We start from the raw sequence: 21,592 nt of genomic DNA on the forward strand, positions 1-21,592 counted from the left end.
ACCGACGGCGGGATGCACGCGCTACAGTACGGACACCGGCGAATCGCCCGGCGAGAGCAACGGAGAATCGATGCCGACGATCTATGAGGTGGCCGCCCTGGCGGGTGTTTCGCCCGCGACGGTTTCACGCGTTTTCAACGGGATGAACGTCTCGCCAGAGAAGTCGAAGCTGGTGCGCCAGGCCGCCGAACAGCTTTCGTTCACGCCGAGCCGCACGGCCCGCACGCTGCGGCGCCAGCACTCCGAAGTGATCGCCCTGGTCATCCCCGACATCGAGAACCCGTTCTTCACCTCCCTCGCCCGCGGCGTCGAAGACGTCGCCCAGGCCGCCGGATACTCGGTCGTCCTCTGCAACACCGACGAGAACGCCGAGAAGGAGGCCAAGTACCTCGACATCGCGATCAGCGACAACATGGCCGGTGTGATCCTCGCGGCCGCGGGCGACCACAGCGACCTGAGCAAGCTGGTCGAGCGGCACCGCCCGATCGTCGCCGTCGACCGCGGTCCGCACGGGTTCGACATCGACGCCGTCATGGTCGACAACCGCGCGGGCGGGCACGCGGCCACCACGAAACTGCTCGAACAGGGCTACAAGCGCATCGCCTGCATCACCGGTCCGAGCGATGTCGAGACGGCCCAGGAGCGGGCCGACGGCTGGCGCGAGGTCGTTCAAGCGGCCGGGCTGCCCGCGTCCGACGACTACCTGAAGTACTCCGACTACCGCGTGGCGGGTGGTCAGGATGCGATGCGCGAGCTGCTCGCGCTGCCCGAGCCCCCGACGCGGTCTTCATCACGAACAACCTCATGAGCGTGGGTGCCCTGCAGGTGCTGGCCGAGGGCGGCACGCTTCCGCCCGCGGTGGGCATGGCCGTCTTCGGTGACCTGCCGTTCGCCGGATTCGCGCCTCAGGAGATCACGGTCGTCCACCTCCCCGCGCGGCACCTCGGCGTGACCGCGGCGAAGCTGCTGCTGGATCGCATCAACGGTGACGACCAGCCTGCCCGCACGATCGTGCTGCGCAACGAGGTCGGTTCGGGCGCTCGGGGCTGAGCCGACCCAGGCGCGGCTGCCCACCGGCGGCTGCCTACCGGCCTTGACGATGAAATCGATTTCTGCGAGGGTGATGCCATGAGCAGAGCCGCCGTCGTCGGCGTCGACATCGGGACCTCGAGCAGCAAGGGCGTGCTCGTCGGGGCCGACGGGGACGTCATCGCAACCGCCACCCGTGAGCACCGTGTCGACCGCCCGTTCCCGGGTCAGGTGGAGATGGCTGCGGGGGTGTGGTGGACCGAGTTCGCGGGCATCGTACGCGAGCTGCTCAGTGCATCCGGAGACGTCGAGGTCACTGCTGTCGGCGTCAGCGGCATGGGGCCGTGCGTGCTCGTGACCGACGCCGCGGGCACACCGCTGCGGCCTGCGATCCTGTACGGCATCGACACGCGTGCCACTGCGCAGATCGAGCGCCTGACGGCGGAACTCGGCGGCGCCGACGCCATTCGCGAGCGCTGCGGATCGTCGCTCTCGACCCAAGCCGTCGGCCCCAAGCTGGCTTGGCTGGCCGAGAACGAGCCCGAGGTCGCGGCATTCGCACGCCGCCTCTTCATGCCGAGCTCCTGGCTGGGTTTCCGGCTCACCGGCGCCTACTATCTCGACCACCATTCGGCGAGCCAGTGCACGCCGATGCACGACGCGGCGGCGCAGAACTGGTACGAGCCCTGGGCTCGGGTCGTCGCACCGAATCTCGAACTCCCGCCCCTGGTCTGGCCGGGGGATGTGGTGGGCTCGGTCACGACGGATGCCGCGGCCGAGACGGGTCTGCCTGCGGGCATCCCTGTCATCGCCGGCACGATCGACGCCTGGTCGGAGGCGCTGAGCGTCGGCGCCCAGAGCGACGGCGACCTCATGCTGATGTACGGAACCACGATGTTCCTCGTGAACACCGTGCCCGAACCCGTCACGTCGCCGACCCTCTGGGGAACCGTCGGAGCGCTGCCCGGAACCCACAACCTCGCCGGGGGCATGGCGACTTCGGGTGCGATCACAGCCTGGCTGCGCGACCTGTTCGGCTCGCCCAGTTATCCCGAGCTGATCGCCGATGCCGAGGCCTCGCCTCCAGGGTCGAACGGCCTGGTCATGCTCCCGTACTTCGCGGGCGAGCGCACCCCCATCCCCGATCCGGATGCCCGGGGCGTGATCGCCGGCCTCACCGTCAGCCACACCCGTGGCGACCTCTACCGCGCCGCCCTCGAGGCCACGGCTTTCGGGGTCCGCCACAACATCGAGGTGATGGAGCAGGCCGGCGGGCGTATCGACCGGATCGTCGCCGTCGGCGGCGGTGCGCAGGGCACCCTCTGGACGCAGATCGTCTCCGACGTCACCGGGCGGCCGCAGGCCATTCCGGCGCTGGTCGTCGGTGCGAGCCTCGGCGCCGCCTTCCTGGCCGCTGCGGCCGTGGGGCGGGCAGACATCGCCGAGTGGAACCCGGTGGTCGAGGTGCGCGAACCGCGGCCCGAGATCAGCCGCCAGTACGACGAGCTGTATGCGCTGTACCGCGAGCTGTACCCGGCGACCGCATCCGTGGCGCATGCGCTGGCCGCGCTGCAGGAGCGCAGCGCCCGCGCATCCGTCACCGTCTGAATCCGCGCCGTGTGATCTAGCCGCCCGGACGTCATCGCGGGTGAATCGATTTCAGAGGCTTGCAGACGTACGGTTTCAGTGATCTGAGGCTTGCATCGATTCGATTTCGCAGACATACTTGAAACCGATTTCACATCCGTGCGATGAGAAACCAGTGACCAGCACCGTGAGGAGCGTCGATGGCGACGAGCACCACCGCAACCGCAGCCGCGGCGTCCTTCCCTGCCGCCCGCGACCTCGATGGCAACGCGACGGTCGCCGCCTTCCCGCTCGGCGGTATCGGCACGGGGAACGTCTCCATCGGCTCACGCGGCGAGTTCCGGGACTGGGAGCTGGCAAACCGCCCCGACAAGGGCGCCGCGCTGCCGTTCTCGGGGTTCGCCATCCGTGCGGCCACCAGTGCGGGCGCGGTGACCCGCATCCTGGAGTCCCGTCTCGCCGGACCGCACGAGGGCGACCAGGGCTACGACGCCGGTCGCCTGGCAGGCCTTCCCCGGCTGGCGGAGAGCCGGATGCGCGGCGAATACCCCTGCTCACGATCGACTTCTTCGACGACGATCTCCCGGTCACGGTCGGCCTCACCGCGTTCACCCCGCTCGTGCCGCTGGATGCGGATGCCTCGGGCATCCCAGCGGCGGTGCTGAGGTACAGCGTCACCAACCCCGGAGCCGAGGCAGCAGATGTGACGATCGTCGGATCCCTCGCCAACCCGGTCGGCATCACCGGTTGGAACGTGTTCCACTTCCCTGAGTACGCGGGCAACCCGACCGTCGGGTTCGTCGATGACGGCGACCTGCGGGGGCTGCGCTTCGCCAGCGATCTGGATGCGCACGACCCGCGCGCAGGCAGCGTCGCCCTCACGACGACCGATCCGTCGGTCACCGTGAAACCCCAGTGGCTCTCCGGTTTCTGGCAGGACGGAGTGCAGGTCTTCTGGGATGACCTGAGCGACGACGGCCTGCTCGAACCCGAGTCGGCGTTCAGCATCGATGAGCCGCCGTATCCGGAGTGGTTCACGAAGCTGCGGGTCGGGTCGCTCGGCATCGTGCACCGGCTCGAAGCGGGGAGACCCGCGACTTCGAGTTCCAGCTGTCCTGGCACTTCCCGAACCGCCACCGCGCGTGGCAGGGCAACATCAATCTCGATAACACCCATGTCGACGAGGTCGTGCGCAACCACTACGCGACCGCTTTCGAAGACGCGTGGGCGGCCGCCCGCCATCTCACGCTGAACCTCACCGAGCTCGAGGCGGCGACGAGGGCGTTCCACGCCACGATGTTCGACGGCACTCTGCCCGCTGAGGTCGTCGACGCCACCATGTCGACGCTCGTCGCCGCTCGCAGCACCACCTGCTTCCGCCTCGAGGGCGGCCTCTTCGCCGCGTGGGAGGGCAGCTTCGACCACTCCGGCAGCTGCGAAGGCACGTGCACGCACGTCTGGAACTACGCCCAGTCGCTCGCGCACCTGTTTCCCGAGCTGGAGCGGAGCGCGCGCCGCACGGAGTTCCTCCACGAGACCCGCGATGACGGCCGAATGAACTTTCGCGCCAACAGTGTCTTCGGCAACGAGCCGTGGGACTTCCATCCCGCGGTCGACGGCCAGCTCGGAGCTGTCGTGCGTCTGTACCGCGAGTGGCGCTTCAGCGGCGACGACGAGCTTCTCGCCGAGCTGTGGCCGGCCGCGAAACGCGCCGTCGAGTTCGCGTTCGCCGAGTGGGACTCCGACGGCGACGGCGTGCTCGACAGCCGCCAGCACAACACATACGACATCGAGTTCTACGGGGCCAACTCGCTCGCGAACTCGATGTTCTTCGCGGCTCTCGCAGCCGCATCCCGAATCGCCGAACGCGTCGGCGACCACGAGACGGCCGCACGGTTCCAGGATGCCGCCACTCGCGGCGCCGAGCGGATGGACGCCCTCCTCTTCAACGGCGAGTACTACGAGCAGCGCCTCGACGACGTCGACACCCACCGCTATCAGTACGGCACAGGATGCTTGAGCGACCAGGTCTTCGGACAGCTGCTCGCGCACGTGGCCGGCTTGGGGCACATCCTGCCGCCCGAGCACACGTGGAGCGCGGTCAAGGCGATCCATGAGCACAACTTCCGCCACGACCTCACCCGGCACGCGAGTGTTCAGCGCACGTACGCCCTGAACGGCGAGGCCGGGCTCGTGCTCTGCTCGTGGCCGCGGGGCGGACGCCCGCGCATCCCGTTCGTGTACTCGGATGAGGTCTGGACCGGAATCGAGTACCAGGTAGCGACCCACCTGGTCTACGAGGGCCTCGCCGAGGAAGGCCTCGAGATCGTACGGGCTGTGCGCGACCGCCACGACGGCATCCGTCGCAACCCGTGGAACGAGGTCGAGTGCGGCAACCATTACGCCCGCTCCCTCGCCAGCTGGGGGCTCGTACTCGCGCTGACCGGGGTCGACTACGACGCCTCAGCCGGCCGCCTGGCCTTCGCACCGCACCGGCAGGCGTTCCGCGGCGACGACCTGCGCACGGTCTTCACCACGGGCACCGGCTGGGGCGAACTCATCGCCGACGCCGACGGTGTCGCCCTGCGGCTGCTCGGCGGTGAGCTCGACTTCGACGAGGTGTCGTTCGAGCATCCTGAGGCCGGCTCGTTCGGCGCCCGTGACATCCACTTGCGAGCCGGGGAGTCGGTCGACCTCCTCGCACTCGCCATCACCGTCTGACCGATCAACACACACCGGAGGAATGACCCATGACCACCTACACGCTGCCCCAGCCGCTCACCCGGCCGGAGGCGCAGCCGCGCACCGTCTACACCGTGGCGAGCGGCGACCTGCGCCCCAGCGCGAACATCAAATGCTGGCCGACGCAGGAGCAGCTCGAGACCGACTTCGCGGCGGCGATCGGAGACCTCGGCTGGAGCGTCGAGCGCGGGCACGCCTTCGATGCGGCGAAGGGGCACGGCTTCATCGACAGCCAGCGGGTGGGCATCGAGGTGTTCAAGAACATCCCCGCGACGGCACCGTTGGTGGTGGTCGACGCGGTCTGGCAGTACAGCCATCACGTGCTCGCAGGGCTACGCACGCACCAGGGACCGATCCTCGTCGTTGCCAACTGGGCGGGCGACTTCCCCGGACTTGTCGGCCTGCTCAACCTGACCGGCAGCATGACCAAGGCCGGCGTCGACTACTCCGCACTCTGGAGCCCCGACTTCAAGGACGATTGGGCGCGCGACGGCCTGCGCACCTGGCTCGACACCGGCAAGATCGAGCACGACCAGTCGCACGTGCGCGACCTGCCGCGGCTCGACCCGGCCCTTCCCGAGGTCGCACTCGGCGCGGCGCTCGCCAGGCAGCTGACGGATGAGAAGGCCATCGTCGGCGTCTTCGACGAGGGCTGCATGGGCATGTACAACGCGATCATCGACGACGAGCTGCTCAACCCGCTCGGTATCTACAAGGAGCGCCTCTCGCAGAGCGCGCTCGTGGCCGAGATGAAGAAGGTCGGCGACGACGAGGCTCAGGATGTGCGGCGCTGGCTCGACGAGCGCGGCTTCACCTTCCACTTCGGCTCCGACGAAGCCACCGAGCTGACCGAGGCCCAGGTGCTCAGCCAGTTCAAGATGTACATCGCGGCCCTGCGCATCAGCGACGACTTCGGATTGGATGCGGTGGGCATCCAGTACCAGCAAGGACTGAAGGACACCGTGCCCGCCAGCGACCTCGCCGAGGGTCTGCTCAACAACGTCGAGCGCCCGCCGGTATTCAGCCGCGACGGCTCGCGCGAGCTCTACGCGGGTCAGGCGCTGCCTCATTTCAACGAGGTCGATGAAGGTGTGGCCGTCGACGCCCTGGTCACGAATCGCATCTGGAACGCGATGGGCTTCGATCCCGCAAACACGCTGCACGACATCCGCTGGGGCGAGGAGTACGACGGCGAGTTCGTCTGGGTCTTCGAGATCTCCGGGTCCGTTCCCGCGTCGCACAACGGTGGCTACGACAAGAGCTACAGCATGCGCCAGCCTCCGATGTTCTTCCCTCTCGGCGGCGGAACCCTGAGCGGTGTCTCGAAGCCGGGCGAGATCGTCTGGTCGCGCGTCTTCATCATGGACGGCGTGCTGCACGTCGACCTCGGTCGTGGACACGTCGTCGAGCTCCCCGCGGAGGAGACCCGGCGCCGCCTCGACGCGACCGACCCGCAGTGGCCGATCATGCACGCCGTGCTCGACGGCGTCAGCCGCGACCAGCTGATGGCCCGCCACAAGGCGAACCACGCTCAGGTGGCATACGCTCCGGACGCGGACGCAGCCGATCGCGCCCTCCTCGCCAAGGCCGCCCTCTTCTGCGAGCTCGGCGTCACCGTGCACCTCTGCGGCACCGTCAACATCTGACGCGCGCGTCCCGGCCCTGCCGCTCGCTGAGTCGCGTCGAACGCACCCTCCCAGCCCCCGGGAAGCTGCGTTCGGCGCGACTCAGTGCCGCGAGCGCGAGCGCGACCGGGCATGATGGCAGAGTGCGGATCGACGAGGTCACCCATTTTCTAGCGCTTGCCGCCGACGGGCATGTCGCGCATGCCGCCGAAGCTCTCGGCGTCTCGCAGTCGACGCTGTCACGGTCGATCGGGCGGCTCGAATCCGAGATGGGTGTGGAGCTCTTCGACCGCTCGAAGAACCGGCTGGAGTTGAACCGGTACGGGCAGATCCTGCTGACCCACGCATCCCGAGCCCTCACGGAGTTCGAGACCGCTCGGGCGCGGATCGACGCTCTGCGCGATCCGTCGGCGGGGACGGTGTCGATTGCCTACGTCACGTCGTTCGGATCGTGGCTGATCCCGCGGGTGGTCAGCGACTACCGCGCGCTCTTCCCGGCGATCCGGTTCGTGCTGAACGGCGGAACGGCAGACACCGTTCTCGAAGCCATCCGCGGTGGCGCGGCAGACATCGCCTTCCTCAGCCCCGATCCGCGCGATCCGGAGATCGACTGGCAACCGCTGACCTCCGAGCGGCTGGCCCTCGGGGTTCCGGATGCGCATCCGCTCGCAGCCACGCAGGGCGAGGTCGCGGTCAGCGAGCTGGAGGAGCTCGGCTTCGTCGCGCTCAAGCCCGGATCCGGCCTGCGAGGCATCGCCGACTCGTACTTCGCGATGCACGGTGTCGTTCCGCGGGTCGTGATGGAGGTCACCGAGCTGTCGACCCTGCGCGGGCTGGTGCGTGCCGGGATCGGTGTCGCGCTCCTGCCCGACACCGAGCAGGATGCCGGAATCACGCTCGTGCCGCTGAGCGACGAGGCGAACCGGGTGATCGGGGTGGCGACGAACCGCTCGCGGAGCACGTCCGCTGCGGCGGCCCAGTTCGCGCGATTCGTGCGGGAGGAGTGGTCCTGAGACCACGCCCCCGCGCTGAGTCAGCTCAGCTCACGGCTTCGACCGCGGCGAGGATCGCAGCGATGGTCACCTGCGGCTGCGACACCATCGAGACGTGGGATGCGGCGACCTCGGTGATCGTCGAGCCCGCGCGCTCCGCCATGGTGCGCTGGATGCCGATCGGGATGGTGCGGTCGTCGGTGCCGAGCACCGCCCAGCTGGGCAGCGTCTTCCAAGCGGGAACGCCCGAGGGTGCGACGTTCGCGCCCAGGGCCGCAGGCCGCTGACTCGCCACGATCAACCACCGGTCTGCTTCCGGCAGGTCCTGAGCGAACGCATCGTGCACCGTCGACGGCTTGAGGAACGCCTCGGCGTCACCCTCGGGGGCTCCGGGGTAGCCGGCGATGTCGAGAACGGTCGTCGGGTCGGGAACGTCGAGCGCGGATCCGGAACCGCCGAGAAGGGACACGACGGTGTCGCACTCGTCGGGGATGAATGCGTCGACGTACACGAGCGCCTTCACGTCGCCGCCGCCGAGCGCCGCATTAGTGATCACCGCGCCACCGTACGAGTGCCCCACGAGAACGACCGGGCCGCTCGTTCGCTGGGCAAGATAAGACGAGATGTAGGCCGCGTCGGCCGCCAGCCCGCGCAGCAGGTTCGGCGGAACCTGGACGGTGAATCCCTGCTCCTGCAGCTTGGACGTGACCGCGTTCCAGCTGGACCCGTCGGCCCACGCCCCGTGGACGAGCACGATGGTCGGTTTCTCAGACATGTGGTTCCCTTTCGTTCGCGCCGGGATAGCGACCCGAGAGTGACTCGGGTCACTCGAAAGCTAGTGCGACGATCGGACGACCCGCCAGGGTTGTCGCACGCTGTTAACACGGGCGACGGGCGCTCACATCTCCTCGTGCGTGTTCGGGTCGCCGCCGAAGAGGCGGCCGTCGGGCTTGCCCAGCGCCGTGATCGCGACGACCTCGTCGCCGTCGAGCTCGAAATCGAAGATCTCGAAGTTCTCCCGCTGACGTTCCGGCGAGGCGGACTTCGGGATGGGCAGCGAGCCGATCTGCGTGTGCCACCGGAGCACGACCTGGCCCGGAGTGACACCATGTGCCTCCGCCGCCCGCGTGATGGGCTCGGCCGTGAGCACGGGCGCGTTCTTACCGAGCGGGCTCCACGCCTCCGTCACGATGCCCTTTTCGCGGTGGTACTCGAGCAGTTCGGTCTGGGGGAAGAAGGGATGCAGTTCGATCTGGTTCACCGCGGGAAGAACCCCGGTCTCCGCCTCGAGCCGTTCGAGGAACTCGATCGTGAAGTTGGAGACGCCGATCGAGCGCACCGGACCGTCCGCACGCAGCTCGATCATCGCCTTCCAGGTGTCGATCCATTTGCCGACGCTGGGGTTCGGCCAGTGGATGAGGTAGAGGTCGAGGTAGTCGAGGCCGAGCGCATCGAGGGAGGCGTGGCACGAGGCGATGGTCTCCTCGTAGCCGTGGTGGCGGCCGGGGAGCTTCGTGGTGATCTGGATCTCCTCACGCGGCACCGAGGTCTCCGAGACCGCGCGGCCCACCGCATCCTCGTTGCCGTAGTTCACGGCCGTGTCGAGAAGTCGGTATCCGGTGTCGATCGCGGACAGCACGGCATCCGTGCCCTCCCGTCCACGTAGCGGGTACGTTCCGAAGCCGATGGCAGGCAGGGAGTTTCCGTCGTTCAGCGGGATTCTCGTGTCAGAGTTCATTCCTCTATAAGCAGCCGGATGCGCTCGCCGTGTCAAGCCCCGGGGCCCGGTTCGCCAGGTGGTGCCGGTGTTCCTTAGACTTTTTCGTGGAGGCCTGCCACATGACGACGACCATCCCGGAATCCGCCGCACCCCTGCTGCTCGGCCGCTACCGGCCGCACACGCTGATCGGACGCGGCGGCATGGCGTCGATCTTCCGGGCGCACGACGAGACCCTCGATCGGGATGTGGCCCTCAAGCTCTTCCGCGCGGGCGGCGCCGCCGACATGGACCAGCACCACACCGAATTGTCGGCGCTGGCGCGCCTGAGTCACCACGGCATCGTCTCGCTGATCGACGCCGGCATCGACTACTCGACGCCGGACGACCCGCGACCGTTCCTGGTGATGGAGCTCGTGCGGGGCACGGATCTGCAGGCGACCATCGATCAGCGTGCGCTCACGACAGAGGAGATCGCCGAGATCGCCTTCGACCTGGCCGAGGCCCTCGAGTACGTGCACGCCCGCGGCGTCATCCACCACGACCTCAAGCCGTCGAACGTGATGCTCGTCGAGTACGGCACGTCCACATTCCGTGCGCGGGCGCGTCTCGCCGACTTCGGCATCGCGCTCAATGCCTCTGAAGACACAGCCGACCACGGCCAGGAGACTACCGGCACCGCGGCCTACCTGAGCCCCGAGCAGGCGGCGCGGCTGCCGGTCACGACGGCATCCGACGTGTACTCGCTCGGACTGGTGCTACTGCAGTGCTTCACGCGCACGATCGCCTTTCCCGGTGGCCAGGTCGAGTCGGCGATGGCGCGTCTCTCGGCCGACCCGGCGATCCCCGCCGACCTCCCCGGACAGTGGACGCCGCTACTGACGGCGATGACCGCTCGCGATCCGGATGCGCGCCCCACGATGGCCGCCCTGGCGCTCGCGTTCCGCGACGAGATCTTCGCCGCGACCTCGTAACTCGGCGACGCGCTGGGCCGGTGACCGTCGAGGCCCGGCACAGGATGCGCAAAGCAGCCTCATAAGTTGATCCGCTCCACTGGGGTTCTGGCTAGGAGAAGGAGACTCCGATGACCGAGAAGAACACCGACCGGCGGTGGCGGGATGTGGACGGCGAACTCATCGACGAGGAGGACCGCGGTCTCGTCTACGACATCCGGACGCTGATCGACCGGCGACGCGTCCTCGGCATCTTCGGCGGCATCGCGACCGCTACGTTGCTTGCCGCGTGTTCAAGTCCCGGGGATGCGAGACCGAGCTCATCGGCCGCCGCTTCGACGCCGTTACCGAGCGGCTCGGCTTCGACCGACGCATCAGGAACCGTCTCGGAAGTGCCCGACGAGACGGCCGGACCGTTCCCCGGCGACGGCTCGAACGGCGTCAACGTGCTCGACGACTCGGGGATCGTGCGCAGGGACATCCGCTCCAGCTTCGGCTCGTCGACCAAGACCGCGCCCGGCGTCCCTCTGACGGTCCGCCTCGGGGTTCGGGATGCGTCGACCGGAGCCGCCCTCGCTGGCGCAGCCGTCTACATCTGGCACTGCGACCGCGACGGCGAGTACTCGCTCTACGGGAACGGCGTGCAGAACGAGAACTACCTTCGGGGCGTGCAACAGGTCGACGACACCGGCACGGTCACGTTCACGTCGATCTTCCCGGCCTGCTACTCGGGTCGCTGGCCGCACATCCATTTCGAGGTCTACAGAGACGTCGCGACCGCCATCGCCTCGGGCCCGATCGTGAAGACATCGCAGCTGGCCCTCCCGAAGGAGGTGTGCGACGCGGTCTATGCGACGAACGGCTACGAGCAGAGCGTCACCAACCTGTCCCGCACGAGCCTGGCGCGCGACATGGTCTTCGGCAACGACGGCGGGATCCACCAGATCGCGACGATGACCGGCTCGGTCGCGTCCGGCTACGCGGCGGCGCTGACGATCGGGGTGTGACCGCCAGCGCCCGGTCCCGACCGGCATCAGGCCCGGCCCGTAAGGATTGTGTTAGGAGTTTTCACAAAATTGTGAAACAAGCGTAGAGTCACGCGCATGGACACAGTGATTGAGGCCTCCGGCCTCGAGAAGCGTTTCGGTCGTGTGCGGGCCCTCGACGGGCTCGACCTCTCGGTCGCGGCGGGGGAGGTGCACGGTTTCCTCGGCCCGAACGGGGCCGGCAAGTCGACGACCATCCGCATCCTGCTGGGGCTCGCGAAGGCCAGCGGCGGCACGGCCACCCTCTTCGGGCGTGACCCGTGGAAGGATGCGGTCGACCTGCACCGACGCCTCGCCTACGTTCCGGGCGACGTCAGCCTCTGGCCGAACCTGTCCGGCGGCGAGGCCGTGGATCTGCTCGCCCGCCTCCGTGGCGGCACCGCGGACAAGGCCGGCTACGCGGCGCGCAAGAAGCGGCTCATCGAGGTCTTCCAGCTCGATCCGTCCAAGAAGGGTCGCGCGTACTCGAAGGGCAACCGGCAGAAGGTCGCGCTCGTCGCCGCCTTCGTGACACCGGCCGATGTCTACATCCTCGACGAGCCGACCAGCGGCCTGGACCCGCTCATGGAGGCGGTATTCAACGCCGAGGTCGCGCGCGTCGCCGGCGAAGGCGCGACCGTGCTGCTCTCCAGCCACATCCTCTCCGAGGTGGAGCTGCTCTGCGATCGGGTCAGCATCATCCGCGCGGGCAAGACCGTCGAATCCGGAACCCTGAACGACCTCCGGCACCTGACCCGCACCGAAATCGCGTTCTCCGACGAGGGGGTCACCGAGCAGCAGCTCGCACGGATCCCGGATGCTCACGACCTGCACACCGACAACGGCCGCGTGCGCTTCACGGCCGACAGCGACAAGCTCGCCGGAGTGCTGGCGGCGCTCGCCGAACTGGACACCAAGGGGCTGACCGTCGCGCCGCCCTCGCTCGAGGAGCTGTTCCTGCGCCACTACGGCGACGAGCTCGCGGAGGCGAGCGCACGATGAGCGCCACCACGACCGAGACCCGCCCTCCGTCATCGCGGCATGAGTCTCCTAGCAGCGCTGCCGCGCGCCCGCAGGGCGCCCTCCGTGTTCTCGGCGTGCTCCTGCGGCAGCGGCTCCGCCGCGACCGCTGGCAGCTCCTGATCTGGATCCTCGGGATCGCTCTGCTCGCACTGTTCTCGGCGTCGAGCATCCAGACCACGTACGGGGATGCGAATGGTCGCGTCGATCTGCTGACGCTCGCGATCGCGAACCCCGCCATCCTGATGCTGCGCGGTCTGCCTCAGGGATCGAGCCTCGGCGCCGTCACGTTCTTCGAGATCTTCACCTTCCTCGCCCTGCTCGCGGGGCTGATGAGCACGTTCCTCGCGGTGCGCCACTCGCGGGCCGAGGAGGAGAGCGGCCGTGCCGAGCTGGTCGCGTCGACGCCTGCCGCACGCATCCTGCCGACCGTCGCGACGCTCATCCACGGTGTGCTCGCGAACGTCGTTCTCGCCGTGGCCACGGCCCTCGGCTTCATGGCCCTCGGGCTGCCCGCCTACGGATCCTTCGTGGCCGGGGCTGCGGTCGGTGGGGCCGGCATCGCGTTCCTCGCGGTCGGCCTGCTGCTCGCCCAGCTGATGATGACGTCGCGCGGCGCCAACGGCTTCGCCTCGGCGGTCGTCGTGCTCGCGTATGTGCTGCGAGGCGTCGGCGATGCGACGGGAACAGTCACGGGCGACGGCACGCACATGATCGCATCCTGGCCCAGCTGGCTCAGTCCGATCGGCTGGGGTGAGCAGTTCGCCCCGTACACGGTGAACGATTGGCGACCTCTGCTGCTCGACCTCGCTCTCGCGGCCGTGCTCATGGTCATCGTGTTCGCACTGCAATCGGTGCGCGACTCGGGCGCCGGGCTCATCCCCGAACGAGCGGGGCGACGGGATGCGCGGCCGGCCCTCAACGGACCGCTCGGCCTCGCGTGGCGGCTGCAGTGGCCGACCATCCTCGGCTGGACCGTCGGCGGGCTGTTCACCGGACTCCTCGCCGGGGCGCTCGGAAGCGTCGTCAACTCGTCGATCGCCGACGATCCGAACCTGGCGGGCATCCGCGAGGCCATCGGCACGATCGGGTCGGGCGGATCCGGTCCGCTCACCCAGATCTTCGTGGCCGCGATCTTCTCGCTCGCCGGGGTGCTGGCCGCCGCCTGCGCAACGCAGGTCGCGATCCGGCTGCGGCAGGAGGAGGCTGCGGGCGCCGCCGAGGTGATGATGTCGACGCCGCTGTCGCGTGTGCGCTGGCTGCTCGACTTCCTGCTCGTCGGGGTGATCGCCATCGTGCTGGTGCTGCTGGCCGCCGGCATCGCGTCCGGACTCTCCGCCGTGGCGTCGGGCGAGGATGCGTCGCTCATCAACGACTCGTTCGCCGCGGCCGCTGCGCAGTTGCCGGTCGCGTTCGTCTACCTGGGCGTGCTCGCTCTGGTGTTCGTGGTGGTGCCCCGCTGGACGATCCCGCTCGCGTGGACGCTGCTCGGCCTCGGCGCATTCATCGGCATCTTCGGCGGGCTCATCGGGTTCCCGAAGGGCGTCCGCGACCTCTCCCCGTTCAGCCACGCCCCGGTCGTCGTCGGAACCGTCGACTGGACAGGCGGGTTCTGGATGTTCGGGATCGCCATCGTCGCCACCGCGGCTGCCGCGCTGCTGATCCGCCGCAGAGACTTCGCGATCGGGTGACGGATCGGGTGACGGCCCGCCGAACTGGAAGGATGGACACATGAGCAGGGACGAGCGGGCGCTGGGTGACGTCGTCGAGCGCGCCGCCGCCACCCTGACCGCCGCCGGGTTCCCCAAGATGCCCGCTCGCGTGCTCATGGCTCTCACCGTCACCGAGACCGGGGGCCTCACAGCCGTCGAGCTGTCCGAACAACTCGGCGTCAGCGCCGCCGCGATCTCGGGCGCGGTGCGGTATCTGCAGACTGTCGGGATCGCGCGGCGCGTCTCGCAGGCCGGGAGCAGGCGCGACATCTACGAGCTCCCCGAAGACGCCTGGTACGAGGCCCTCACGAGCAGCAACGACATCTACGAAGTGCTGGCCGTGCAGGCGGACGCGGGCGCGGCTGCGATCGACGACCCCGCATCCGTCGCCCGCGCCAGGCTCGTCGAGATGGGCGAGTTCTACCGCTTCATCGGCAGCAAGATGCCCGAACTCCTCGAACAGTGGGAGCAAGTCCGCAGCCGCCAAGCGGACTGACCCGGCACCCGCACTGCCGGTGCCGCGCCAACCCACCGCTCGCCCGCTCGCGGCCACTGTCGCGCGCCCATCCCGGTCTCGAGTCGCGCCTTGCGCACCTTCCCGCGCTCCCGGAACCTGCGCGAGCTGCGACTCACCCCGCCGCCCGGTTCGCGAGTGGCGCCGAATCGACCTTCCGCGCGGTCGGGAAGGTCGATCTGCCGCAACTCACCGCCACACCTCGCCGAGGCCGTGTCGTCCTGGTCTCGAGTCGCGCCTCACGCACCTTCCCGCGCTCCTGGAACCTGCACTCGCTGCCACTCACCACGCCGCCGGGTTCGCGGTTCGCGAGTTGCGCCGAATCGACCTTCCGCGCGGCCGGGAAGGTCGATCTGCCGCGACTCGGCGCCGGTTCGCCCGTAGGCTGGCACAATGACTGACTCTGCCACCGAATCCGGCATCGACACCTCTGAACTCGACCCCTCCGTCCGGCCGCAGGACGACCTGTTCCGGCACGTCAACGGCAAGTGGATAGACCGCACCGAGATCCCGGGCGACAAGGCCCGCTGGGGCTCGTTCATGATCCTTGCCGAGGAGTCCGAGGCGGCCGTGCGCGACATCATCCAGGAGGCCACGGATGCGGCCGAGGGCACCGAGGAGCGCAAGTTCGGCGACCTCTTCACCAGCTTCATGGACGAGGAGCGCATCGAGCAGCTCGGAACCCAGCCGATCGAGAGCCAGCTGGCGCTTGCGAGCGATGTGGACAGCATCCCGAGCCTCCTCGAGACGATCGGCAAGCTGGAGCGCCACGGCCTCGCCGGCTTTTACCAGCTGTTCGTGGACAACGACCCGGGCAACCCCGAGCGGTACCTCGTGTTCGCCGAGCAGGCCGGCATCTCGCTGCCCGACGAGTCCTACTTCCGCGAGGAGACGTTCGCGCCCATCCGTGAGGCGTTCGTGGCGCACATCCAGCGCATGTTCGAACTTGCCGGGCTTCAGGATGCGCCCGAGCGCGCCCAGCGCGTCTTCGACCTGGAGAAGGACATCGCCTCCCACCACTGGGACAACGTGAAGTCGCGCGACTCCGAGAAGACGTACAACCTGTACAGCTGGGCGGATGCGGAGGCCCTGTTCGCCGGAGACGCCAAGGACGGCGCCGACCTCAGCACCTGGGAGAAGGCGCTCGGCGCGCCCACGGGCGCCCTGGCCGAACTCGTGCTGCGGCAGCCGTCGTTCACTGCGGGGCTCGCGAGTTTGCTCACCGACGAGCGTCTGGAGAGCTGGAAGGACTGGCTCGCCTGGCAGGTCATCCACGGCACGGCTCCTTATCTCAGCGGTGACTTCGTCGAGGCGAACTTCGACTTCTACGGACGCACGCTCACCGGCACGCCGGAGATGCGCGTCCGCTGGAAGCGCGGCGTCTCGCTGGTCGAGGGCGCGATGGGCGAGGCCGTCGGCCGCATCTATGTGGAGCGGCACTTCCCGCCCGCGTCGAAGGAGAGCATGGATGCGCTCGTCGGCAACCTGATCGAGGCATACCGCCAGAGCATCCGGACCCTCGAATGGATGGGCGAGGAGACGCGCAACCGGGCGCTCGACAAGCTGGAGAAGTTCACGCCGAAGATCGGCTACCCCGTGAAGTGGCGCGACTACTCCACCCTCGTGGTCGACCCGGCCGACCTCATCGGCAACGTGCGCGCGGCAAGCCTGTTCGAGTTCAACCGCGAGCTCGGCAAGATCGGCAAGCCGCTCGATCGCGACGAGTGGTTCATGACCCCGCAGACGATCAACGCGTACTACAACCCCGGCTTCAACGAGATCGTGTTCCCGGCGGCCATCCTGCAGTTCCCGTTCTTCGATGCGAGCAGGGATGACGCGGCGAACTACGGTGCCATCGGCGCGGTCATCGGGCACGAGATCGGCCACGGCTTCGACGACCAGGGCTCCAAGTACGACGGCGACGGCCGCCTGCAGGACTGGTGGACAGAGGCCGACCGCACCGCGTTCGAGAAGCGCACGGGCAGCCTGATCGAGCAGTACAACGCACTCGCTCCGGCGCAGGTTCCCGACCACCACGTGAACGGTGCCCTCACCATCGGCGAGAACATCGGCGACCTCGGTGGGCTCGGGATCGCGTGGCGCGCGTACCGCATCTCGCTCGGCGGCGAAGAGCCGCCCGTGATCGACGGTCTCACCGGTGCGCAGCGGTTCTTCCTGTCGTGGGCGCAGGCCTGGCAGCAGAAGGGTCGCGACGCCGAGGTCATCCGTCTGCTGGCGATCGATCCGCACTCGCCGAACGAGTTCCGCTGCAACCAGATCGTGCGCAACATCGACGCGTTCTACGAGACGTTCGACGTGACCGAGGGCGACAAATTGTGGCTCGCCCCAGCAGAACGCGTCACCATTTGGTGAGTACATACAGACCCTGCGGAGAGGGCGCGCATGACCCCTCTCCGCGGGGTACTATCGAGCAGCAGCGGAGGGGCGGTCCGCAAGCCGATTAGCTTGACGAACAGGCCACACTCTTCAACCCGATGAAGGACCAACCTCCGCCGTGACGATCCAGACCCAGGCATCCGAACGCCGTAGCCGGCACAGCGCCATCAGGCGCGGCCGTCACCGTGGCGCAGAGTCGAACAGCAACTTCACGCGGGGTTTCGCGGCCCTCGGTCAACTGGCCATCAACGGCGTGCAGGTCTCGGCGCGCGCGACCGACCTCGCCACCGGAACGGTGCTGTTCTCGGTCGACGACCACGTGGTGATGCCCACCGCGAGCATCGGCAAGGTCCTGCTCCTCGTCGAGGTCGCGGCGCGGCTGCAGAGCGGGGAGCTCAGCCCCCTCACCGTGCTCGACCGTTCGCCGGCGGATGCGGTGGGCGACTCCGGCATCTGGCAGCACCTCCAAGCACCCGCGCTCCCGGTCGCCGATCTGGCCGCTCTTGTCGGGGCGACCAGCGACAACCTGGCCACCAACGTGCTGCTGCGTCGCGTGGGCCTCGAGGCGGTGAGCGCGCGCACGGAGGCGCTCGGCCTCACCCGCACCGCGCTGCTCGACCTCGTGCGCGATCACCGCGGGCCGGATGACGCCCCGCAGCTCTCCGTGGGCAGCGCGAACGAGCTCACCTGGCTCTTCTCGGCTCTCGCGCGCGGCGAGATCGTGGACCCGCCGACCAGCCAGCGCGTCATCTCCTGGCTCTCCCTCAACAGCGACTTCTCGCTCGTGTCGAGCGCGTTCGGGCTCGACCCGCACTCGCACCGCACTGCCGAGCACGGCATCCTCCTCGTCAACAAGACGGGTACGGATGCGGGCGTGCGCAGCGAGGTCGGCGTGCTCCGCGGCCCGAGCTCCGGAGTGACGTACGCGGTGTCGATGTACTTCGACGACTCGACGCTGCCGGCCCGACTCGCCGTGATCGACGGGATGCGCACCATCGGCCTCGACCTGCTCGAGTACGTCGCGTAAATCCTCGCGACCGCTCAGCCGTTCTTGACCCGATCCCGCAGGAACGCGTCCTCGTCGGCGTAGTCGAACCATCCGTCGGCTTGCGCCCGCGCCGCCATCGAGGGAAGACCTGCTCCCAGCTCTCGTCGCGACGCTCGGCGAGTTCGACTTCGCGCACCGTCCAGTCGACGGCCGCGGCTACCGACTCGGCGTAGCCGACCGGTTGCCGATACCCGAGCTCGACCGTCGCTGCAGCCATGCTCAGGATGAGCGGACGCGCCACGGTCCACGGCGTCGAGCCGAGGGTGCCGACCGGGGGACCGGCGAAGGTGACGACCTCCACCTCCCGGTCCATCGCCTGGAAGACGGTCCGCGCGATCTCGGCGACGCTCAGATTGTCCTCGTCGACGGCGTTCAGGATGCGCTTCCCCGGCTGCTCCGCGCAGAGCGCGACGAGCTCCGCGATGTTCACCGTCGACGACGTGCTGAACCGGTTGCTGCCGTTGTCGGAGAGCACGACCCGCTTGCGGTGGTCGAGGCCTCGCTTGATGAAGAACCACTCCCGGAGCGCCGGGCTGAAGGGTCCGTAGATGGCGCCCGGTCTCAGGATGCTCACGGGCAGGTCTTCGTAGTCGAGCAACCGCCGCTCCATCGCCGCCTTCAACGGGGAGTACGTCTTATCGTCGTTGTCGACCGTCGCATCCGTCTCGCGCAGCGGAATCGGGTAGTCGGGAAAGTCCTCGGGTCCGGTCACGATGTCGAGGTAGCCGCCGTTCGCGCCGGTGTAGACGCTGCCGGTCGAGATGACGACGAGCGAGCCGACGTCGCCTTGCAACTTCGCGAGCTGGTCGGCGTGCCGGGGCTCGTATGCGACGGTGTCGAGCACCAGGTCGTGCCCGCGGGCCTGCTCGAGCAGCGCATCCGTGTCGTCGCGGTCGAGGCGGATGGTGCTCACGTCGAGGTCGGCCAGTGCCGCATCCCCGGAGTGCTGCCCGCGGTGCGCGACCAGCACCGACCAGCCGTCGTGCGCGAGCCTTCTCGCGGCAGCGGCACCGATCTGGCCGGTGCCTCCGATGATCATCGCCGTGCGCGTGGTGTCCACTGCCATGTCAACAACCTACGCTCGCGCCCGCCCGACAGGCGACGGCCCCGGGCTCAGACCTCTTTGAGGCGCTTGGCGAGGTACGCGTCGAGCTCGTCGACGGGGATGCGCTCCTGCTTCATCGAGTCGCGGTCGCGCACGGTCACGGCGTTGTCCTCGAGCGAGTCGAAGTCGACCGTGACGCAGAACGGCGTTCCGATCTCGTCCTGGCGACGGTAGCGTCGGCCGATCGCGCCCGAGTCGTCGAAGTCGACGTTGCGGCGCTTGCGCAGGGAGTCGGCGAGCGAGCGGGCGAGCGGCGACAGGGCCTCGTTGCGGGAGAGCGGCAGCACGGCGACCTTGACCGGCGCGAGGCGCGGGTCAAGGTGCAGCACGGTGCGCTTGTCGGTGCCGCCCTTGGCGTTCGGCACCTCCTCCTCGTCGTACGCGTCGACCAGGAACGCCATGAGCGCGCGGGTGAGCCCGAACGACGGCTCGATCACGAACGGCACGAACCGCTCGTTCTTGTTCTGGTCGAAGAAGCTGAGGTCTTTGCCGGACGCCTCGACGTGCACGCGCAGGTCGTAGTCGGTGCGGTTGGCGACGCCCATCAGCTCGCCCCACTCGTTGCCGGTGAAGTTGAACTTGTACTCGATGTCGACGGTGCGCTTCGAGTAGTGCGCGAGCTTGTCCTTCGGGTGCTCGAACCAGCGGATGTTCTCCGGGGTCATCCCGAGGTCGACGAACCAGTCCCAGCAGAGGTCCATCCAGGTCTGCTGCCAGTCCTCATCCGTTCCCGGCTCGACGAAGAACTCGATCTCCATCTGCTCGAACTCGCGGGTGCGGAAGATGAAGTTTCCGGGCGTGATCTCGTTGCGGAACGCTTTGCCGATCTGGCCGATGCCGAACGGCGGCTTCTTGCGCGAGGTCTGCAGCACGTTGGCGAAGTTCGTGAAGATGCCCTGCGCCGTCTCCGGCCGAAGGTAGTGCAGGCCCGACTCGTCGTCGACGACGCCGAGGAAGGTCTTCAGCAGCCCCGAGAACTGACGCACCTCGGTCCACTGCCCGACCTTGTCGGGGTGCTCCGGGTCGGGGATGTCGGCGAGCCCGTTCTCGGGCGGGTGTCCGTGCTTCGCCTCGTACGCCTCGAAGAGATGGTCGGCGCGGTAGCGCTTGTGGGTGATGAGCGATTCGGTGAGCGGGTCGCTGAACACCTTCACGTGTCCGGACGCCTCCCAGACCGGCGTCGGCAGGATGACGGCGGAGTCGAGCCCGACCATGTCGCCGCGGCCGCGCACGAAGCTGTTCCACCACTCGCGCTTGATGTTCTCTTTGAGCTCGACGCCGAGGGGCCCGTAGTCCCAAGCCGATCGGGTTCCGCCGTAGATGTCACCGGAGGGGAAGACGAACCCGCGGTGCTGTGCCAGCGTGATTACCGAATCGAGTCTCGACTGCTCAGCCAATTGCTGCTCCCTGTATCGCCGTTGTGCCCTACTGGCGGGCGCACGGCCCGCCCGACAATCCTAGCGATGATGTCCAGGGTGCAGGATGCGCGGCCTGCGCGGTCAGCGGGCGCGGTACTCCGAGTCGAGCAGCGCGTAGACCGCGGTGCTGCTCCACTCGCCCTTGAAGATCTCGTTCTCGCGCAGGAGCGCCTCCTGGCGCATCCCGAGCCGCTCGCAGAGTCGTGCGGACGCCTCGTTGCGGGCGTCGAGCTGGGCGAAGACGCGGTGGGCGCCGAGCGTGTTGAAGCACACGTCGAGCACGGCCTCCGCAGCTTCGGTCGCGTAGCCGCGGCCGTGCACGGCGGGGTGGAAGACCCAGCCGATCTCGATCTTGCCGTGCTGGGCGCTCTTCAGGAAGACGCTGATGTCGCCGACGACACGGTCGTGTCCGCCCTCGGGATCGGGCAGCTCGACGGCGAACACGATGCCGTCGCCGTCTTCGGACAGCCGGTTCATCGCGAGACGCTTCTTGAGGTGCTTGGCCGACTCCTCGTGGTCGTGCACCTCCCAGTAGAGGTAGCGAACCACATCCTTGATGCGCTGGTACGCGTGCACGTCTTCGAGGTCGCCGGCGTTCAGCGGGCGCAGGCGCAGGCGTTCGGTCTCCAGCTCTTGCGGGCTGTACGGGAGACCTGTGATGCCGTGGGGCGCATCGGCGGCGGCAGTCTCTTCTTCGAGGGTGCTCAC

16 protein-coding genes and 3 pseudogenes are annotated in these 21,592 nt (G+C 68.4%); 14 read left to right on the top strand and 5 right to left on the bottom strand.

The features are described from left to right. Positions 1 to 70 precede the first annotated feature (70 nt). The 7 genes and pseudogenes from ACQ86A_RS02115 to ACQ86A_RS02145 form a co-directional block, all read left to right on the top strand. Positions 71 to 721, top strand: a pseudogene (locus tag ACQ86A_RS02115) (LacI family DNA-binding transcriptional regulator); the annotation flags it as partial. Continuing rightward, the gene (locus tag ACQ86A_RS02120) at positions 655 to 1,050 is read left to right on the top strand and encodes a substrate-binding domain-containing protein (protein ID WP_431280509.1); all 396 of its coding nucleotides are present in this window, start codon (positions 655 to 657) and stop codon (positions 1,048 to 1,050) included. The pseudogene ACQ86A_RS02115 and the gene ACQ86A_RS02120, both read left to right, overlap by 67 nt. A 78-nt stretch (positions 1,051 to 1,128) precedes the next feature. Then, on the top strand, positions 1,129 to 2,637 hold the full coding sequence (locus ACQ86A_RS02125; protein WP_431278988.1) for an FGGY-family carbohydrate kinase: 1,509 nt from the start codon (positions 1,129 to 1,131) through the stop codon (positions 2,635 to 2,637). A 179-nt stretch (positions 2,638 to 2,816) separates the two neighbouring features. Then, a pseudogene (locus ACQ86A_RS02130) lies at positions 2,817 to 3,868 on the top strand (GH116 family glycosyl-hydrolase). Beyond that, on the top strand, positions 3,805 to 5,337 hold the full coding sequence (locus ACQ86A_RS02135) for a GH116 family glycosyl hydrolase (protein WP_431278989.1): 1,533 nt from the start codon (positions 3,805 to 3,807) through the stop codon (positions 5,335 to 5,337). Before ACQ86A_RS02130 ends, ACQ86A_RS02135 begins: the two are co-directional and overlap by 64 nt. A 29-nt stretch (positions 5,338 to 5,366) precedes the next feature. After that, on the top strand, positions 5,367 to 7,004 hold the full coding sequence (locus ACQ86A_RS02140) for a fucose isomerase (protein WP_431278990.1): 1,638 nt from the start codon (positions 5,367 to 5,369) through the stop codon (positions 7,002 to 7,004). 122 nt (positions 7,005 to 7,126) lie between these two features. Next, positions 7,127 to 7,996 carry a LysR family transcriptional regulator gene (locus ACQ86A_RS02145; RefSeq protein WP_431278991.1) on the top strand — a complete coding sequence of 290 codons (870 nt, stop codon included), beginning with the start codon at positions 7,127 to 7,129 and terminating at the stop codon, positions 7,994 to 7,996. A 25-nt stretch (positions 7,997 to 8,021) separates the two neighbouring features. On the opposite strand, the gene ACQ86A_RS02150 is transcribed toward ACQ86A_RS02145, so the two are convergent. Beyond that, positions 8,022 to 8,750, bottom strand: coding sequence for an alpha/beta fold hydrolase (locus ACQ86A_RS02150; RefSeq protein WP_431278992.1), 729 nt, complete (start codon positions 8,748 to 8,750; stop codon positions 8,022 to 8,024). Between the two features lie 123 nt (positions 8,751 to 8,873). Further along, complete coding sequence (locus tag ACQ86A_RS02155) at positions 8,874 to 9,713, bottom strand: aldo/keto reductase (RefSeq protein ID WP_431278993.1); 840 nt, start codon at positions 9,711 to 9,713, stop codon at positions 8,874 to 8,876. A 101-nt stretch (positions 9,714 to 9,814) separates the two neighbouring features. Here ACQ86A_RS02155 and ACQ86A_RS02160 point away from each other — a divergent pair, with 101 nt between their 5' ends. From ACQ86A_RS02160 to ACQ86A_RS02190, 7 genes are all read left to right on the top strand, one after another. Then, entirely contained in the window at positions 9,815 to 10,666 is an 852-nt protein-coding gene (locus ACQ86A_RS02160) for a serine/threonine-protein kinase (protein WP_431278994.1), read from the top strand. A 110-nt stretch (positions 10,667 to 10,776) separates the two neighbouring features. Beyond that, on the top strand, positions 10,777 to 11,652 hold the full coding sequence (locus ACQ86A_RS02165) for an intradiol ring-cleavage dioxygenase (protein ID WP_431278995.1): 876 nt from the start codon (positions 10,777 to 10,779) through the stop codon (positions 11,650 to 11,652). A gap of 96 nt (positions 11,653 to 11,748) precedes the next feature. Beyond that, positions 11,749 to 12,672 (top strand): ATP-binding cassette domain-containing protein, encoded by a 924-nt coding sequence (locus ACQ86A_RS02170; RefSeq protein ID WP_431278996.1) that lies wholly within the window; start codon positions 11,749 to 11,751, stop codon positions 12,670 to 12,672. Beyond that, positions 12,669 to 14,381, top strand: a complete 1,713-nt coding sequence (locus tag ACQ86A_RS02175) for an ABC transporter permease (protein WP_431278997.1) — start codon at positions 12,669 to 12,671, stop codon at positions 14,379 to 14,381. The genes ACQ86A_RS02170 and ACQ86A_RS02175 overlap by 4 nt, the downstream gene beginning before the upstream one ends. A gap of 40 nt (positions 14,382 to 14,421) precedes the next feature. Continuing rightward, positions 14,422 to 14,898 carry a GbsR/MarR family transcriptional regulator gene (locus ACQ86A_RS02180; RefSeq protein WP_431278998.1) on the top strand — a complete coding sequence of 159 codons (477 nt, stop codon included), beginning with the start codon at positions 14,422 to 14,424 and terminating at the stop codon, positions 14,896 to 14,898. 411 nt (positions 14,899 to 15,309) lie between these two features. Continuing rightward, positions 15,310 to 17,289 carry a M13 family metallopeptidase gene (locus tag ACQ86A_RS02185; RefSeq protein WP_431278999.1) on the top strand — a complete coding sequence of 660 codons (1,980 nt, stop codon included), beginning with the start codon at positions 15,310 to 15,312 and terminating at the stop codon, positions 17,287 to 17,289. Between the two features lie 142 nt (positions 17,290 to 17,431). Then, positions 17,432 to 18,340, top strand: a complete 909-nt coding sequence (locus ACQ86A_RS02190; RefSeq protein ID WP_431279000.1) for a serine hydrolase — start codon at positions 17,432 to 17,434, stop codon at positions 18,338 to 18,340. A 475-nt stretch (positions 18,341 to 18,815) separates the two neighbouring features. Here the strand turns inward: ACQ86A_RS02190 and ACQ86A_RS02195 are convergent. From ACQ86A_RS02195 to ACQ86A_RS02205, 3 genes and pseudogenes are all read right to left on the bottom strand, one after another. Continuing rightward, positions 18,816 to 19,427, bottom strand: a pseudogene (locus ACQ86A_RS02195) (NAD-dependent epimerase/dehydratase family protein); the annotation flags it as partial. Positions 19,428 to 19,474: 47 nt separating this feature from the next. After that, positions 19,475 to 20,863, bottom strand: coding sequence for a glycine--tRNA ligase (locus tag ACQ86A_RS02200; protein ID WP_431279001.1), 1,389 nt, complete (start codon positions 20,861 to 20,863; stop codon positions 19,475 to 19,477). Positions 20,864 to 20,965: 102 nt separating this feature from the next. Continuing rightward, the gene (locus ACQ86A_RS02205; protein WP_431279002.1) at positions 20,966 to 21,592 is read right to left on the bottom strand and encodes a GNAT family N-acetyltransferase; all 627 of its coding nucleotides are present in this window, start codon (positions 21,590 to 21,592) and stop codon (positions 20,966 to 20,968) included.

Source organism: Leifsonia poae (assembly GCF_050632195.1).
Taxonomy (GTDB): Bacteria; Actinomycetota; Actinomycetes; order Actinomycetales; family Microbacteriaceae; genus Leifsonia; species Leifsonia poae_C.

Coding starts and splice junctions, on each gene's coding strand:
- ACQ86A_RS02125 (WP_431278988.1), top strand. CDS start 1,129: ATGAGCAGAGCCGCCGTCGTCGGCGTCGACATCGGGACCTCGAGCAGC.
- ACQ86A_RS02140 (WP_431278990.1), top strand. CDS start 5,367: ATGACCACCTACACGCTGCCCCAGCCGCTCACCCGGCCGGAGGCGCAG.
- ACQ86A_RS02150 (WP_431278992.1), bottom strand. CDS start 8,750: ATGTCTGAGAAACCGACCATCGTGCTCGTCCACGGGGCGTGGGCCGAC.
- ACQ86A_RS02155 (WP_431278993.1), bottom strand. CDS start 9,713: ATGAACTCTGACACGAGAATCCCGCTGAACGACGGAAACTCCCTGCCT.
- ACQ86A_RS02160 (WP_431278994.1), top strand. CDS start 9,815: ATGACGACGACCATCCCGGAATCCGCCGCACCCCTGCTGCTCGGCCGC.
- ACQ86A_RS02165 (WP_431278995.1), top strand. CDS start 10,777: ATGACCGAGAAGAACACCGACCGGCGGTGGCGGGATGTGGACGGCGAA.
- ACQ86A_RS02170 (WP_431278996.1), top strand. CDS start 11,749: ATGGACACAGTGATTGAGGCCTCCGGCCTCGAGAAGCGTTTCGGTCGT.
- ACQ86A_RS02175 (WP_431278997.1), top strand. CDS start 12,669: ATGAGCGCCACCACGACCGAGACCCGCCCTCCGTCATCGCGGCATGAG.
- ACQ86A_RS02180 (WP_431278998.1), top strand. CDS start 14,422: ATGAGCAGGGACGAGCGGGCGCTGGGTGACGTCGTCGAGCGCGCCGCC.
- ACQ86A_RS02185 (WP_431278999.1), top strand. CDS start 15,310: ATGACTGACTCTGCCACCGAATCCGGCATCGACACCTCTGAACTCGAC.